Source organism: Alcanivorax sp. DP30, from assembly GCF_009882945.1.
In the GTDB taxonomy this organism is placed as follows: Bacteria; Pseudomonadota; Gammaproteobacteria; order Pseudomonadales; family Alcanivoracaceae; genus Alcanivorax.
The window spans coordinates 47,848-62,388 of record NZ_WTUY01000002.1; the positions used below are offsets into that span (position 1 = coordinate 47,848).

The window sequence follows — 14,541 nt, forward strand, 5'->3', positions numbered from 1 at the left end:
CATCAGATTGCCAGCCAGTGTGCAATTTTGTTTCGAGAAAAAGGATAAGGTTAAATGGCGGCGTTTGATCAGACTTTCTGATCCTGTGGGGATTGGGCTTAAGCGGGGAGACGAGCAGGGATGTCACAACAGGACCAACAACTGGAAGCGGAGTATTTCCATCTTACCAATCTGATTGATTCCTTCGATCAGAAGTCACTGACGATCAAGGCATGGAGTGTGACGCTGGCAGGGATACTCGCTGGCTCCGGTGCTTTTTTTGATCGTCCGGGCATGCTCTGGGTAGGGGTGTTCGGCAGCCTGATGTTCTGGCTGGTGGAAGGGCACTGGAAAGCCTTTCAGTCGGCGCACTATGCCCGTATCGAAAAGATCGAGGCCCACTTTCGTGGCGAGGTGGACGAGATTGCGCCGTTCCAGACTGCCTTCAGCTGGGAAAAAAGCCGCCGTGCGGGGGGGACCCGCGAACTGATTCGCATCCTGGGGATGCGCCATGTGTTTCTGCCGCATGGGGTAATGGCGGTGGCGCTGCTGATGGCAGCAATCGTGCTGTAGGAAGCAGATACAAGCTGCAAGCTACAAGGTGCGAGTGAGACTGATTGATAGATCGCAGGCGCTGATCCGAGGCAACGGCTCGCCTTTAAGGGAAAGCGTTCTGAGGGCGTTGCTGGACGAAGACGCTGGCACTGCATTTGTTCAGCAAACTGAATCTCCCACAAAAAACATCTCAATCTTTGGGGGATGTCTTCATGTGCGGAATGCGTCTTTCCGCGGGCAGGGCGGGAGAGTTCACACCAGACGTTCCCGCGCCCTGTGGCTTGTAGCTTTTCGCTGCTTCTAACTCACCTTGCCCGTCGTCCGTACCCGGCGGCTTACCTTGGGCTCATCGCTGGCTTTGGCTTTCTGGATTTCTTTCAGGCGCTTGTCGATCACGTTCTTGCCGGCAATGATTAAACCAAGCCCGAGGAAGGCGCCGGGGGGCAGGATGGCGAGCAGGAAACCGCCGTAGTTGTCGATCACGTTGAGCTGCCAGTTGGCGGCCATGGGGCCGAACAACAACTGCATGTTGGTGAACAGGGTGCCCTGGCCGACCAGTTCGCGCATGCCGCCGAGAATCAGCAGAATGACCAGGAAGCCCAGGCCCATCATGAAGCCGTCCAGGGCGGCAGGCAGGACCGGGTTCTTGCTGGCAAAGGCATCGGCCCGGCCCAGCACGGTGCAGTTGGTGACGATCAACGGGATGAAGATGCCGAGGATCTCATACAGCTCGAAGGTAAAGGCCTGCATCAGCATTTCGATCACCGTGGTCATGGCCGCAATGATCATCACGAAGGCGGGCAGACGCACGGCGTCGGTGACATAGTTGCGAATCAGGGACACGCACACATTGGAGCCCACCAATACCACCAGCGTCGCCAGCCCCAGCCCCAACGCATTCACCACGGAGCCGGTGACGGCCAGTAGCGGACACAGGCCGAGAATCTGCACCGTGGCAGGATTGTTGTTCCACAACCCGTCCATACTGATTTTCTTGTAGTTCACATCACTCATCGCAGACCTCCGCCGCGACCGCTTCGGCATTTGCCGCAAACAGGCTGTCGCGGTTGGCGTCAAAATATTGCAGCGCACGGTGCACCGCGCCGACCACTGCCCGCGGGGTAATAGTGGCCCCGGTGAAGCTGTCGAACTCGCCCCCATCTTTCTTCACAGCCCAGCCTGCTTGGTCCGGATTTTCCAGAGAACGGCCATTGAAACTGTAAATCCAGTCGGACTTTTTCGTTTCGATATTGTCGCCGAGACCGGGAGTCTCATTGTGCGGTGGTACCACGCGCACGCCCTGGACAGATCCCTCGGTGTCCACACCGACGATCAGGGCAATGTTGCCACCGTAGCCGTCCGGGGCAGTGGTCTCCAGCACCGCACCGCTGGGCTCGCCGTTGAGACGTGCCCGATAAATATGCTGTTCACTGCGGCCCAGCAGGGGATCAGTGACCGTAATGCGGTCAGCAATCAGGTCATTGTCATGCTGGTCGTGGGGCATCACCTCGTTCAGGGACGTCATTAGCGCCTGTTGGCGATTGCACTCCACCTTGCCGATGGTCAGCGAGTTGGTGATGGCCAGCGTGGCTGCGGTGCCGATGGCAAACAGGCTGAGGATCACCGCGTTTTTGGTAATGGCATAACGCATCATGATCAGGCGCCTCCCGTGCCACGGTTGGGCTTGTCATGGCCGTAGGTGCGGGGCTGGGTGTAATAATCAATGAAGGGTGCGCTCAGGTTGAGCAGCAGCACCGAGAACGCTACCGCATCCGGGTAGCCGCCAAAGCTGCGGATGACCCAGATCAGCACGCCAATCAGCAGGGCATAGACCAGACGGCCCATACGGCTGGTGGCGGCGCTTACCGGATCGGTGGCGATAAAGAACGCCCCCAGCATGGCGCCGCCGGACAACAGATGGAATAGCGGATCGGCAAAGCGTGCCGGATCGATTTGCCAGGCAATAAAGGCTGGTGCAGCGATCCCCGCCAGGAAGCCGGCGGGAATATGCCAGGTAATGATCTTGCGGCTGATCAGGTACAGGCCGCCAAGCAGGAAGGCCAGGTTGACCCATTCCCAGCCTTGCCCGGCAATGTCGCCGTGCAGAATGCCATGGCTGGCGAGTTCACTTTCATTGCCAGCCCAGGTCCGGAAGGTGTCCAGCGGTGTTGCGCCGCTCAGGCCGTCCACCGGCAACTGACCGGTAAACAGTTGCAGGCTTTGCATGAAACTGGGTGCTTCACCGGGGGCGACCCATTGGGTCATGGCCACCGGGAAGGAAATCAGCAGCAGCACATAGCCGACCATGGCGGGGTTGAAGGGGTTCATGCCCAGGCCACCATAAAGCTGCTTGGCGACGATGATGGCAAAGCCGACGCCCACCAGGGTGAGCCACCAGGGCGCAGTCGGCGGCAGGGCCAGACCCAGCAGCACGGCGGTGAGTACTGCGCTGAAATCTTTCAGGTAAAAGCCAACGTGACGGCCACGGGCTTTCAGGAACAGGGCTTCACACCCCACGGCGACGGCGACAGCCCACAGCACATTGATCACCGACCCCCAGCCAAATTGCCAGGTCAGTACCGCAAGGCCGGGGAGGGTGGCGTAGATCACCTGGCGCATAAAGGCGCCGGTGTTGTTCTTCACCGATGCATGGGGGGACGTGGAGGTAATCAGGCTCATTGGCTCACTCCGTTGCAAGCGAAAAGACCCTGTCGCAATTCAGGGGGCTTCGCTTGCAGGCAAGCTCCTGCGGCGGGAAAGGCGGGCGTCCGGGGTCCGGCGTCCAGCATCAGGTGTTCATTCATTCCACCAACCCCTGTTCTTCCAGCGCTTGTTTGAGCGCCTTGCGGGCAATCTGTGCTTCGGACTCCAGCGCCTTGAGCTCGGAGTTCAAGGCTTCAAGGGCGTCCTCGCTACTGCTGCTGACCAGTTTGTCCAGTTCGATTTTCTTGTCGGCCAGTGCACTTTCCGCACGGGCGGCTTCCAGCTTGAGGGTCTTGAGATCCTTGCCGGTGTGGGCACGGATGTCTGCCTTGGCGTCTTCCACTAATGCATCCAGCGCGTCACGGGCGTTGTCGGCCTTGGCCTTGAGCTTGTCCACCTTCTGCTGCATGGCGTTGAGCTCGTCGGCACTGACTTCCTCTTTGCGTTCGGCACGCTCGAAAGCCGCGTGAGCTTCCTTGTACTGCTTGTGTGCCATGTTATAGGCGGTTTTCAGGCCCTTGAGCCGCTTCTGGCGCTTGGCGGCGGCGTCCGGGTCTACGGCTTTCAATGATTGCGGTGCGGTGGTCTCTGCGACCTTCGGTGCGTCCGTTGGTGCCGGCGGTGCCTTGGGGGTAGCCGGTGCCGAGGCCTTGGCGTCACGCAGTTCGGCTTTCCAGTGGTCCGCATCGGCCTTGAGCGTGTCCGCCTGGGCACGAAGCTCGGCGGCGTTGTCCGCGCCGGCTTCCTCGGCTTCCCTGGCGGCTTTCACGGCGGCCTTGTAGGCAGAGGACACTTCACCGACCTTCTTCTTCAGCTCGGTGAGAGGGTCCGCGGGAGCCGCTGCCGGAGCAGGAGCAGCAGGCGCATTGGCCTTGGCATCGCGCAGCTCGGCCTTGAGCTGATCGGCGCTGGCTTTCAGTTCGTCTGCCTTGGCGCGAAGTTCGGCGGCATTGTCGTCGCCATTGGCCTCGGCTTCCTTGGCGGCTTTTACTGCAGCCTTGTAGGCGGAGGAGGCATCGCCAACCTGCTTTTTCAGCTCCGCTACGGGATCCGCCTGGGGCGCCGCCGGCGCGGTAGCGGGTGCGTTTGCCTTCGCATCACGCAGTTCTGCTTTGAATTTGTCGGCGGTGGCTTTCAGTTCGTCTGCTCTGGCGCGCAGTTCGCTGGCATTGTCATCGCCGTTGGCTTCCGCTTCCTTGGCCGCTTTCACGGCTGTTTTGTAGGCACTGGATGCATCGCCGACCTGCTTTTTCAGCTTGCTGACAATGTCTTCGGCGGGGGCTGGGGCAGGGGCCGCGTTGCCGGCATCACGAACGGCGGCCTTGGCCTTGTCGGCAATCTCCTTGAGGCGATCCGCCTCTGCTTTCAGTTCCGCGGCGTTTTCGGCGCCCTCGGCATCCGCCGCTTTTGCTGCCTTGACGGCGGCTTTGTACGCCTTGGACGCTTCCAGGGAGGCTTGCTTTAGCGCAGCGGTATCAACGGAGGGCGTTGCCGCGGCTTCTTTCTTCTTGCGGTTGGCTTCCAGGCGCGCCTGACGACGGGCTTCCTTCTCGGCCTTTTCAGCATCGATACGGGCCTGGCGGGCTTCAAAGCGCTGACGAGCCTTGTCAGCCTTGAGCTGGTCGGCCGCCTGCTGGCGCACCGCGCCCTTGGCATAACGGTAATACTGCACCAACGGAATATGGCTCGGGCAGACATAGGCACAGGCACCGCACTCGATGCAGTCCATCAGGTTATGGTGCTGGGCCTTTTCCAGATCGTCGTTTTTAGCGTGCCAGTACAGCTGCTGGGGCAGCAGGTTTGCCGGGCACACTTCAGCGCAGGAGCCACAACGGATACAGGGTTGCTCCGGGGGCGGCTCAGGCAGCTCTTCCGGGCTGGCGGCAATGATACAGTTGCTGGTTTTGACCAGCGGCACGCCGGGATTATGCAGGGTAAAGCCCATCATGGGGCCGCCCATGACCAGCCGGCCCAGTTTGTCCGGATCTACCCCGCCGTGGCGGAGCAGGTCGCTAACAGGGGTGCCGATCAACACGTCATAGTTGCCGGGCCGGGCAACGCCGTCCCCGGTGAGGGTGGTGATCCGCTGGATCAGTGGCTCGCCATTAATGACCGCGCGTTTGATGGCGAAGGCGGTGCCCACATTCTGGCACACCACCCCCACATGGGCAGGTAGCTGGCCACTTTTCACTTCCTTGCCGGTGACCAGCTGGATCAGCTGTTTCTCACCGCCGGAGGGATACTTGGTGGGCACCACGCGAATTTCGATATCGCAGCCCTTGCAGGCCTGCTTGAGCGCCTTGATGGCTTCCGGCTTGTTGTCTTCGATGCCGAGGAGAGTCCGGCGCGGGTTCAGCAGGTACTGCAGAATATGAATGCCGGTGATGATTTCGTCGGCGCGTTCGCGCATAAGACGGTCATCGGCGGTGATATACGGCTCACACTCCACCGCATTAATCACCAGTTCTTCCACTCGCTGGTGGTCGCCCAGGTTCACTTTGATGCTGGTGGGGAAACCGGCGCCGCCCATGCCGGCGATGCCTGCATGGCGAATGGTATCCACCACTTCCCCGGGGCTCATTTCGGTGTAGTCGCTGATCCCGCCATGGGGGATCCACTCATCCTTGCCATCCGTGTCGATCACGATACAGATGGCATCCATCCCGGAGGGGTGCTGGATGGGGCGCGGACCGATGGCGCTCACCGTGCCTGAAGTAGGCGCATGGATGGCAGCGCTGACGGCACCAGCGGGCTCGGCAATCATCTGCCCCTTGAGCACCTTGTCACCGGGCTCTACCAGCGGCTTGGCCGGAGCTCCGATGTGCATGTTCAGTGGCAAGATCAACTGAGCGGGCAGGGGGCCGGGCGCAATATCGGTACCGTTGGAAAGATGCTTCATCTCCGGCGGATGAATACCGCCGTGGAAGTCATGGACCGCCGCCGGGCGACGGATACCCAGCGCCAGACGCGCAAAAATTGACGTCGGTTTCCTGGTCTTTGCAGCTTCCATCTGGCTCATTTCCTGCCCTCGCTACTGCCCGGAGCGGTCCGGATGCGAAGTGGAAGCGTGTTACGTGTTACGTGAGGCGTGCAACGTTTCATAAATTCACCACCTCAATGCGGCTGTCCGGGCGCTGACCGATGCCGGCGGGGCGATTCCAGCCCCAGGTCTGCAGGGTCGGTTTTACCGGCACGATATCGATGCAGTCCACCGGGCAGGGTTCCACACACAGGTCGCAACCGGTGCATTCGTCAACAATGACGGTATGCATCAGCTTGGCGGCACCGACAATGGCGTCCACGGGACAGGCCTGAATGCACTTGGTGCAACCGATGCACTCGTCCTCGCGGATATAGGCCACCTTGGCCACGTCGGCGTCTTCGGCGCCGTCATCGTCCAGCGTCAGCTCGTCACGCCCGAGCAGATCGGTCAGCGCGTCGACGGTGTCCTGGCCACCTGGCGGACAACGGTTATGGTCTTCGCCTTCGGCAATGGCTTCGGCATAGGGGCGGCAGCCGGGGTGGCCGCACTGGCCACACTGAGTCTGCGGCAGCAACCCGTCGATCTGCTCGACGATAGGATCGCCTTCCACCTTGAACTTCTCCGAGGCGAAACCCAGGATGGCACCAAAGACGGCGGCCAGCCCCAGCAGGGCAGCAACAGCAATCAGTACGGCGGTCATAGGCTGGCTCCGCGTGCAGCCAGCGTCAGGCGTTGAGCGTCAGGCCTCTGGCGTACATTCATAGTTTGATCAGCCCCGAGAATCCCATGAACGCCAGCGACATCAAGCCAGCGGTGATCAGGCCGATGCTGGGGCCGCGGAAGGCCTCGGGCACGTCGGCGACGGCAATGCGCTCACGCATGGCGGCAAACAGCACCAAAACCAGGGAAAAACCCAGCGCTGCGCCAAATCCATAGGTCAGCGACGACATGAAGGTGGCGTCTTCCTGGCGAACGTTCAGCAGGGCCACCCCCAGCACGGCACAGTTGGAGGTGATCAAGGGCAGGAACACACCCAGCACCCGGTACAGCAGCGGGCTGGCCTTCTTTACGAACATTTCGGTGAACTGCACGGCTACCGCGATCACCAGAATGAAACTGATGGTACGCAGGTATTCCAGCTCGAAGGGCACCAGAATGTAGGCCCAGGTCAGGTAGGCGAGCACGGAAGACAGGGTCAGCACAAAGGTCGTTGCCAGGGACATGCCCATGGCTGTCTCGATCTTGTTCGAGACCCCCATGAACGGACACAATCCGAGGAATTGCACCAGAACAAAGTTGTTAACCAGCACTGCGCTGATCAGTATCAGGACGTATTCGGTCATTTCACCTTGCTCGCGGGATAAACGCGGTGATGAGGACGCTCCGACTAGCCCTTGTTGAGCGCTAGCGCAAACAAGGGTTTACCCCGAGATCCCCGGATTTTCAGGGCCGCATAGTATGCGTGAGCCCCTGCAAAGGCTCAAGAATGATAATGCATAAGCTTAACGTTTTGCCCGGGTTGCCACATTGACCCCCTGACACGGGCCTGCTGTGCATTTTACCACCACAGGAAGCCTTGAAACTTGCGCTCAACCTTGCAATCCAGTATCCAGAGAGGCCACGACGATAACGCACCAACACCCGACCCGGTGCACAAGCCAGGAGAGCACGCCCGTGACAGATTTGCCCCGCGATTTTGACCGAGACGGATTGCTGGAATATTCCGTGGTCTTTACGGACCGTTCCCTGAACCACATGTCCCAGCAGTTCCAGCAGGTAATGCGGGATATCTCGGACAATCTCAAGAAGGTGTATAACGGCCATTGCGTGGCAGTAGTGCCCGGCGGGGGCAGCTTCGGGATGGAGGCCGTGGCCCGGCAGTTTGCCACCGGCCAGCACTGCCTGGTGATACGCAATGGCTTCTTCAGCTTCCGCTGGAGTCAGATCTTCGAGATGGGGAGCATTCCCGCATCGGAAACGGTGCTCAAGGCCCGTCCCACAGGTGATGCCCCTCGTGCGCCATTTGCTCCGGCCCCCATTGAGGACGTGGTCGCCACCATCAAGGCCGAAAAACCGGGGGTGGTTTTTGCCCCTCATGTGGAAACGGCTTCCGGCATCATCCTCCCGGACGATTACCTCAAGCAGGTGGCCGATGCGGTGCACAGTGTGGGCGGGTTGTTCGTGCTGGACTGCATTGCTTCCGGCACCATCTGGGTGGATATGAAGAAGGTGGGTGTTGATGTGCTGATCAGCGCCCCGCAGAAGGGCTGGAGCTCCTCCCCTTGCAGCGCTCTGGTGATGATGAGTGAGGCTGCCGAGGCACGTCTTCAGGAAACCACCTCTACCAGCTTCGCTGCCGACCTGAAAAAGTGGCGCGACATCATGGTTGCCTACGAAAACGGTGGCCATGCTTACCACGCCACCATGCCCACCGATGCCCTGCGTGGCTTCCGTGACACCATGCTGGAAACGATTCATGAGGGCCTCACTGCCGTCAAGGAACGCCAGTGGAAACTGGGTATGGCGGTAAGGGAACTGTTGGCCAGTCATGGTTTCGAGAGTGTTGCCGCCGAGGGCTTTGAGGCCCCCGGCGTGGTGGTGTCCTACACCACGGATGATGCCATCAAGAGCGGTGCCGCCTTTGTGAAGCTCGGTTTGCAAACCGCGGGTGGCGTGCCGCTGATGTGCGACGAACCGGCAGACTTCAAGACCTTCCGCGTGGGGCTGTTCGGGCTGGACAAGCTGGGTGATGTGGATGCCGCGGTGGCGCGCCTGAAAAGCGCGCTGGACAAGCTTTGATCCGGCCGTCGGCAGTGGCCAAGCTGGCCACTGCCTCTTAAACCATTCCTCCCCAATGATGAGGCAACTGACAATTCGGCTTTACTTATCTTGTAGGCAGTGCAAATATTTGAATCAGTTCACAGGTTACTTGTGACAGGGTTGGGCCTCCATTGGGGTGGCGGCGCTGACTGGAAGATAAAAAACCGACTGAATCCTTTTGGGGGATACCATGCAATTTTCAGGTCGTCTATTGGTAGGCGGGAGCCTGCTGTTGTTGATCGCCGGCTGTAAATGGGAGCTGGCAGATACTAATCAGGCTGTACAATCCGACTCCGCATTCACTCTGAATCGAAGTATGACAACCGATTCATTCTCAGGGGATTCAGGCTCCCAGTCTTTTAACCCGACAAGCTGCTTGTCGCTTCCGGATAATTGGATGCATCAGGTAGACGCCGAGATTACAACAAACCTGTCTGAGCCTCCGGTCTTGGCAATTACCGAGCAGTCGGCCGCGGCTCTTTCACTGCAAAGTGCCTTCCCTCGTGAAGGGGCGTCTTGGACGTGTTACTCCGCATTCTCTACCACCACAGCATTGGGTGATGATACCCAGGGCACCGTGACCTGGACGATTACGCCGGCCAATCTGGTCGATCCTGTGCAGATTGCCTCCACCCTCGGGTTAGATGTTGATGAGACTATGAGTGCCTTGACCGTGCAAGACATCTTCCCCGGAAGTATTCCTGCTGGCGAGCCGACAAGACTGGTTGATGAAAGTCCGTTGACTTTTACATTTAGTTTTATGGAAGGGCCATCGCAACGCCGTGAGTATGCTTCTACTTCTTTTAACGGCAAGTTGTTGGTATCCGGTTTGTCCGGGCGGCCGATCACCACTTTTTCTTTTGATGGAAACGAGGTCACTAGCGATACAGATTTTCCTTTATTTGTTGATTCAGAAGGGACGCCTGTTGTTGAGGGTAATGAGCTGCTATTCCCGGTAGTGTCTGATGATGATGTCGTCATTGCTGCGACCACGGATGGCCTTGCATGGACCCCTTTTGCTACGGGTGTTGCCGGCTCGGAGATTGTGTCTTTGTCGCTTGATGAAGGTAGTAACCGTTGGGTGCTGATCGTGCTCGAAGAGCGTATGCCGGAAGCCTATTACCTCTCCAACAGCGATGATGAAAGCCGCTTTACCCCTCTTGGGGAAGAGCCGGGCATGGCCAGCTCACTGGAGATGTATTTCCTGGGCACGGTAACGGCTGAGAATGGCGAGGTGATGTTGCTGGGCGTTGATGGTTCAGCGCTGCGTCTGGTACAGGTGGGCGAGACTGACTGGATCGATTCAACCCTGCTGGAAACCTCGGATGAGCTTGAGGACGTTGCGGCCCTCGTCAAAGATGATGTTCTCTATGTCGCGATTGGTGGCGATATGGAAAGCAGTGGTTTCTACAAGAAAATGCTAAACGCTGAGTCGGGGCTTCAGGTTGTATCCGCCTTGCCGGAGAATGATGGTATTGCTGACTTCGAGACAATAGGTAATGCGATGTTGCTGGTGACCGACAGCGATGTGCTGCTCAGCGAAAACAATGGTGAGACCTGGGAGTCATTGTTGGCTGAATCGTTTGCAGACCTGATCGCAGAAGGCTGGGTTCTGAATGCGGCAAAGTTGGATGCGCTCACGACATCGGAAGTCCTTGTGTCTGTGACGGCCTATAGTCAGAACGAAGAGGGGCCCCCTATCACCGCAATGATCAAGGTTGACCTGGCCTCAGGTGAAACGAAACTGATGGGTGGCAGTGGTACCTACCCTTCGCCCACCAGTCCGAATACCCCTGATAATACCTGGCGCTATCTGGGTAGCGTTGATAGCGATCACTACCGGTTTGCGTTCAACATGGATAGCAGTATGGTAATAGAGCGATTTGCGTTGAAGACGTCGGTTTCTGAATCTTCTGGCGTCAATGATCGCTCTAACAGCAGCAGTAGTGGTGGTAGCAGTGGCCCAGTGATGCTGTTGATCATGCTGGTTGCCTTTGCAAGAGTTCGGGCAAGGTAAAGCAATAGCCTGCTCCACTGCCGTACAATTAGTGCGGCAGTGCTCACCGCTGGTTGATCTGTAGCATGGGCGACATAAGCCTTCAGGACTGGTTGAAATTTACCGGTTACGCGGGAGCCCGTTTGGCTCCTTTTTTGTGCTCAATTGGCGGGGGAAGGGATGCCTACTCAGGACAGTGTAATCCTGCTGCACGGTTTGGCTCGTACCGCTCGTGCCATGACAAAAATGGAGAAAGCTCTCACCGAACACGGCTATACCGTGATCAATCAAGGCTACCCCTCCACCCGCCATGACATTCCCGAGCTTGCAGCCCAGACCCTGCCAAAAGCGCTGGCGCAATGTCCGAACACCGGCAGCATCCATTTCGTCACCCATTCCATGGGTGGCATTCTGTTGCGGCAGTACCTCAGCCAGAACACCATCCCGCGCCTGGGTCGTGCCGTCATGCTCGGACCGCCCAACCAGGGGAGTGAAGTGGTGGACCATCTCGGTGGTTGGGCGCCATTTCGCTGGGTCAATGGTCCTGCAGGAAGCCAGATGAGCACTGCTCCGGACAGCCTGCCCGGGAACCTGGGACCGGTGGATTTCTCTCTGGGGGTCATCGCCGGCAACCGGACCGTCAACCTGCTTCTTTCCACCATGCTGCCGGGTCCCAACGACGGCAAGGTCACTGTGGAGAGGACGAAGGTAAAAGGCATGCACGACCATCTTGTGCTGCCGGTGACGCATCCGTTCATGATGCGCAACGAGACTGTCATCGAGCAAGTGAGAATATTTCTGGCAACCGGCGCCTTTGACTATCCGCAAAAGCCTGAGAGGGAAGAGGGTTAGCTGCATCTTTTTATTGAGTGGGACAGGAATTGATGCTGAATATTATCGATAAGGAAGAGGACAGCGCTTTTCTACGGCAGAAAAAGAGATCGCTCAGGAACACGTTCAAACCGACACAAGCTGCCACCATTGAAGAAGCGAATCTGCTTTGTGCCTGGCTGACGGTCAGCGGGCGAGCCGATGAAGCTTGCGACATTCTGCGTGAGTACGCGGAGCACATTCCTCTGGAAAAATCCCGCTGGGACCGCGCAGAAGCTGCCTGTAAGGCAATGCTGTTACTGGCCTATCTTGAAAAGCAGAGGGGCAACAAGGCGGAGAGTGAACGGCTGAGTCAATGGGCCTTGACGCAGTGGCTCATCACCGGTTCACGCCGTGAAGACAAAAGCACCCTGTTCTGGCGTCAGGTGGAAGCATTCAACACGGTCACAGATATGATCCAGTTCTGCGACATGCCGCACAATAATATGTGCGTGGCTTATGGAGAGCATTTTCTGGAGTTTCTCTACTTTGAGCAGTTGGGTGAGTATTTCGAAGAGTTTTCCCCCACAGACCAACTCATGCTGACTTCGGCCCTGGGTGAGACTATCCGGATTTTGAAAGCACAGCTATTGGCTTTAGCAGATGATGGGAGATGATGCTCTCCTTGTTGGTTTCGGAATATGGATAATCCGGTCCGGTTTTCCCGGGGCGTGAATAGATTCATGGTCCCGAGACAATGCTTGGGCGTGCGATTCCCGCACAGATCTAGTCCAGCCCTTCCCAGGTTCATGATGTGATAAAGTAGTCGCCACACTCCCAGCCCCGGATTCCCCATGCTCGTTTATCTCCTCGTGGCCTGTGACGGCCTTGATGAAAAACAGGAAAAAAAGCTCAAGCGTAATCGGCCAGAGCTGCAGGCTACCTTGCAGGCCTATGTGGAAGAGAATGAAGCAGCCAGTGCTGTGCTGATGAATGAGTGCGACAGCGAGGAGTGTGAGGACTGGGTACTGGGGGTTAGCCAACCGGTGAAAAAGAAGGCGGAATTGAAGCCGTTGGTGACCTTCTTCAATGAAATTGCCAAGAAGTACGCTGTGGATTGCGAAGTAGGTGCTATTGAGGACGATCAGCGTGACCCGGTGAGTTATTTCGGCAAGCAGGAAGGGCAGGGGGATGCGTTCCTGATTGCGGCTTATCTGGGGCTGTAGCGGCCCTGCTAGCCGGCGGCGCAGTCTTTGCCGCCTTGTCGCCCTGAGGGCTGCAGTCAAGTTTTCTGACTCGAAACATGCTTTCCTGGTTATTTCCAGTTTGGTCCGCTTGCTCTCAAGGGATTAGGCTTTAGTTACTCGATAGCGAGAATAACGGGAGTGCCAATGAGCAAGAACGAAACCGTCCTGTGCTGGGTCTACGCGGCCATCGCGGTGGTGGCGCTTTTCGCCACCTGGAGCAACAACATTGCTTTCATGATGGAGACCGGAAGCCTGAATCTGATTACCTTTATTGAGGCCTTGTATGTGAACCATGCAGCGGCTTCGATCGCCAACGATATTCTGCTGGTTTGCCTGTCTGCTTTTATCTTCATGATCTATGAGGCTCGCCGCGTGGGTGTGCGCCATGTGTGGGTGTATATCGTTCTGTCAGGGATGATTGCCATTGCGGTGATGTTTCCGGTGTTTCTGATTGCCCGGCAGCGGGCGTTAGCCGTCAGCCGGGAATCCATCTCCTGACCTGAGTGTGCCTGTTGCCGGGCTGTGCTGTCCGGTTAGCGTGCGGTCATGCCGCCATCCACGGCCAGGGCCTGGCCGGTGACAAAGCTCGCCAGCGGCGAGGCCAGCCAGACTACCGCGTTGGCCACTTCCTCCGCCTTGCCCATGCGGTTCATGGGGTGCAGCCCGGCAAATTGTGCTTCCACATCCGGCTCCTGTCCGGTGATCCGGTCGATCATTTCGGTCTTGATGGCGCCGGGGCAAACGGCGTTAACCCGGATGTTTTGCTCGGCGTATTCAATAGCCGCTGTGCGGGTCAGTTGCACCACGCCGCCCTTGGAGGCGCAGTAGGCGGGCAGACCGGGAAACCCCACCAATCCTGCCACTGAAGCCATGTTAACGATAGCGCCATGGCCCTGTTTGGTCATGATGCCCAGTTGGGTCTGCATGCATAGAAAGAGACCGCGCAAATTAGTGTTCAATGTGCGGTCGAAGTTTTCCAGGGGGCAATCCGCGGTGGGGGCCTGACTGCCTTCGATGCCGGCATTGTTGCAAGCGGCGTCCAGTCTTCCGAAGTGAGCAAACCCCCGGCGATGCAGTTCACTGACGTCCTGGGGATCACTGATGTCAGCACTGACAAACAGTATGTCGCGACCTGTGGCTTTACGCAGAGCTTCGGCACCGCTTTCTCCCCGACGGGCGTCCTTGTCGGTAAGCACCAGGTTGCAGCCGGCCCGGGCGAACGCCTCGGCAATGGCGCAGCCAATTCCGGTGGCGGACCCGGTGACCAGTGCAACAGCAGATTCACTGAACATGACGACCTCCCTGTGTCTGAGTCATACCTCTAATGGTAGTCCTGCTTGCCAGACAAACATTGATATATGGCAAAAATTTCGATTTTCGGAACATTGCGATCGTCTGGTGGAGCAATGTGAGATATGTCCTACAGACAACCCCTGAGAAGTGATGGA

General features: G+C 58.1%; 14 protein-coding genes. 7 read left to right on the forward strand and 7 right to left on the reverse strand.

The features are described from left to right. Window positions 1-120 precede the first annotated feature (120 nt). Entirely contained in the window at window positions 121-552 is a 432-nt protein-coding gene (locus GQF00_RS00805; RefSeq protein WP_161317108.1) for a hypothetical protein, read from the forward strand. 282 nt (window positions 553-834) lie between these two features. Here the strand turns inward: GQF00_RS00805 and GQF00_RS00810 are convergent, their stop codons facing one another. The 6 genes from GQF00_RS00810 to rsxA all read right to left on the reverse strand — a co-directional run bounded on the left by GQF00_RS00810 (window position 835) and on the right by rsxA (window position 7,563). Beyond that, entirely contained in the window at window positions 835-1,548 is a 714-nt protein-coding gene (locus GQF00_RS00810; protein WP_161317110.1) for an electron transport complex subunit E, read from the reverse strand. Beyond that, window positions 1,541-2,188, reverse strand: coding sequence for an electron transport complex subunit RsxG (rsxG, locus tag GQF00_RS00815; RefSeq protein ID WP_161317112.1), 648 nt, complete (start codon window positions 2,186-2,188; stop codon window positions 1,541-1,543). The genes GQF00_RS00810 and rsxG overlap by 8 nt, the downstream gene beginning before the upstream one ends. A 2-nt stretch (window positions 2,189-2,190) precedes the next feature. After that, complete coding sequence (rsxD, locus tag GQF00_RS00820; RefSeq protein WP_161317115.1) at window positions 2,191-3,213, reverse strand: electron transport complex subunit RsxD; 1,023 nt, start codon at window positions 3,211-3,213, stop codon at window positions 2,191-2,193. Window positions 3,214-3,334: 121 nt separating this feature from the next. Beyond that, complete coding sequence (gene rsxC, locus GQF00_RS00825; protein WP_161317117.1) at window positions 3,335-6,256, reverse strand: electron transport complex subunit RsxC; 2,922 nt, start codon at window positions 6,254-6,256, stop codon at window positions 3,335-3,337. Window positions 6,257-6,335: 79 nt separating this feature from the next. Then, window positions 6,336-6,920, reverse strand: coding sequence for an electron transport complex subunit RsxB (rsxB, locus tag GQF00_RS00830; RefSeq protein ID WP_161317119.1), 585 nt, complete (start codon window positions 6,918-6,920; stop codon window positions 6,336-6,338). A 58-nt stretch (window positions 6,921-6,978) separates the two neighbouring features. After that, a complete protein-coding gene (gene rsxA, locus GQF00_RS00835) occupies window positions 6,979-7,563 on the reverse strand; it encodes an electron transport complex subunit RsxA (protein WP_035229429.1) in 585 nt (194 codons plus the stop codon). 331 nt (window positions 7,564-7,894) lie between these two features. On the opposite strand from rsxA, the gene GQF00_RS00840 reads away from it, so the two are divergent. The 6 genes from GQF00_RS00840 to GQF00_RS00865 all read left to right on the forward strand — a co-directional run bounded on the left by GQF00_RS00840 (window position 7,895) and on the right by GQF00_RS00865 (window position 13,591). Continuing rightward, complete coding sequence (locus GQF00_RS00840) at window positions 7,895-9,019, forward strand: aminotransferase class V-fold PLP-dependent enzyme (RefSeq protein ID WP_161317121.1); 1,125 nt, start codon at window positions 7,895-7,897, stop codon at window positions 9,017-9,019. Between the two features lie 418 nt (window positions 9,020-9,437). Next, complete coding sequence (locus GQF00_RS00845; RefSeq protein ID WP_161317123.1) at window positions 9,438-11,057, forward strand: hypothetical protein; 1,620 nt, start codon at window positions 9,438-9,440, stop codon at window positions 11,055-11,057. 159 nt (window positions 11,058-11,216) lie between these two features. Then, window positions 11,217-11,888: a triacylglycerol lipase gene (locus tag GQF00_RS00850; RefSeq protein WP_161317126.1), complete on the forward strand. Its 672-nt coding sequence runs from the start codon at window positions 11,217-11,219 to the stop codon at window positions 11,886-11,888. Window positions 11,889-11,920: 32 nt separating this feature from the next. Next, window positions 11,921-12,523, forward strand: coding sequence for a hypothetical protein (locus GQF00_RS00855; RefSeq protein ID WP_161317128.1), 603 nt, complete (start codon window positions 11,921-11,923; stop codon window positions 12,521-12,523). 177 nt (window positions 12,524-12,700) lie between these two features. Next, window positions 12,701-13,072 carry a hypothetical protein gene (locus GQF00_RS00860; protein ID WP_161317130.1) on the forward strand — a complete coding sequence of 124 codons (372 nt, stop codon included), beginning with the start codon at window positions 12,701-12,703 and terminating at the stop codon, window positions 13,070-13,072. Window positions 13,073-13,237: 165 nt separating this feature from the next. After that, window positions 13,238-13,591 carry a DUF2834 domain-containing protein gene (locus tag GQF00_RS00865; RefSeq protein WP_161317132.1) on the forward strand — a complete coding sequence of 118 codons (354 nt, stop codon included), beginning with the start codon at window positions 13,238-13,240 and terminating at the stop codon, window positions 13,589-13,591. 35 nt (window positions 13,592-13,626) lie between these two features. Here GQF00_RS00865 and GQF00_RS00870 read toward each other — a convergent pair whose 3' ends face one another. After that, window positions 13,627-14,385, reverse strand: coding sequence for a glucose 1-dehydrogenase (locus tag GQF00_RS00870; RefSeq protein ID WP_161317134.1), 759 nt, complete (start codon window positions 14,383-14,385; stop codon window positions 13,627-13,629). Window positions 14,386-14,541: the final 156 nt, after the last annotated feature.

Coding starts and splice junctions, on each gene's coding strand:
- GQF00_RS00805 (WP_161317108.1), top strand. CDS start 121: ATGTCACAACAGGACCAACAACTGGAAGCGGAGTATTTCCATCTTACC.
- GQF00_RS00810 (WP_161317110.1), bottom strand. CDS start 1,548: ATGAGTGATGTGAACTACAAGAAAATCAGTATGGACGGGTTGTGGAAC.
- rsxG (WP_161317112.1), bottom strand. CDS start 2,188: ATGATGCGTTATGCCATTACCAAAAACGCGGTGATCCTCAGCCTGTTT.
- rsxD (WP_161317115.1), bottom strand. CDS start 3,213: ATGAGCCTGATTACCTCCACGTCCCCCCATGCATCGGTGAAGAACAAC.
- rsxC (WP_161317117.1), bottom strand. CDS start 6,256: ATGAGCCAGATGGAAGCTGCAAAGACCAGGAAACCGACGTCAATTTTT.
- rsxB (WP_161317119.1), bottom strand. CDS start 6,920: ATGACCGCCGTACTGATTGCTGTTGCTGCCCTGCTGGGGCTGGCCGCC.
- rsxA (WP_035229429.1), bottom strand. CDS start 7,563: ATGACCGAATACGTCCTGATACTGATCAGCGCAGTGCTGGTTAACAAC.
- GQF00_RS00845 (WP_161317123.1), top strand. CDS start 9,438: ATGCATCAGGTAGACGCCGAGATTACAACAAACCTGTCTGAGCCTCCG.
- GQF00_RS00850 (WP_161317126.1), top strand. CDS start 11,217: ATGCCTACTCAGGACAGTGTAATCCTGCTGCACGGTTTGGCTCGTACC.
- GQF00_RS00855 (WP_161317128.1), top strand. CDS start 11,921: ATGCTGAATATTATCGATAAGGAAGAGGACAGCGCTTTTCTACGGCAG.
- GQF00_RS00860 (WP_161317130.1), top strand. CDS start 12,701: ATGCTCGTTTATCTCCTCGTGGCCTGTGACGGCCTTGATGAAAAACAG.
- GQF00_RS00865 (WP_161317132.1), top strand. CDS start 13,238: ATGAGCAAGAACGAAACCGTCCTGTGCTGGGTCTACGCGGCCATCGCG.
- GQF00_RS00870 (WP_161317134.1), bottom strand. CDS start 14,385: ATGTTCAGTGAATCTGCTGTTGCACTGGTCACCGGGTCCGCCACCGGA.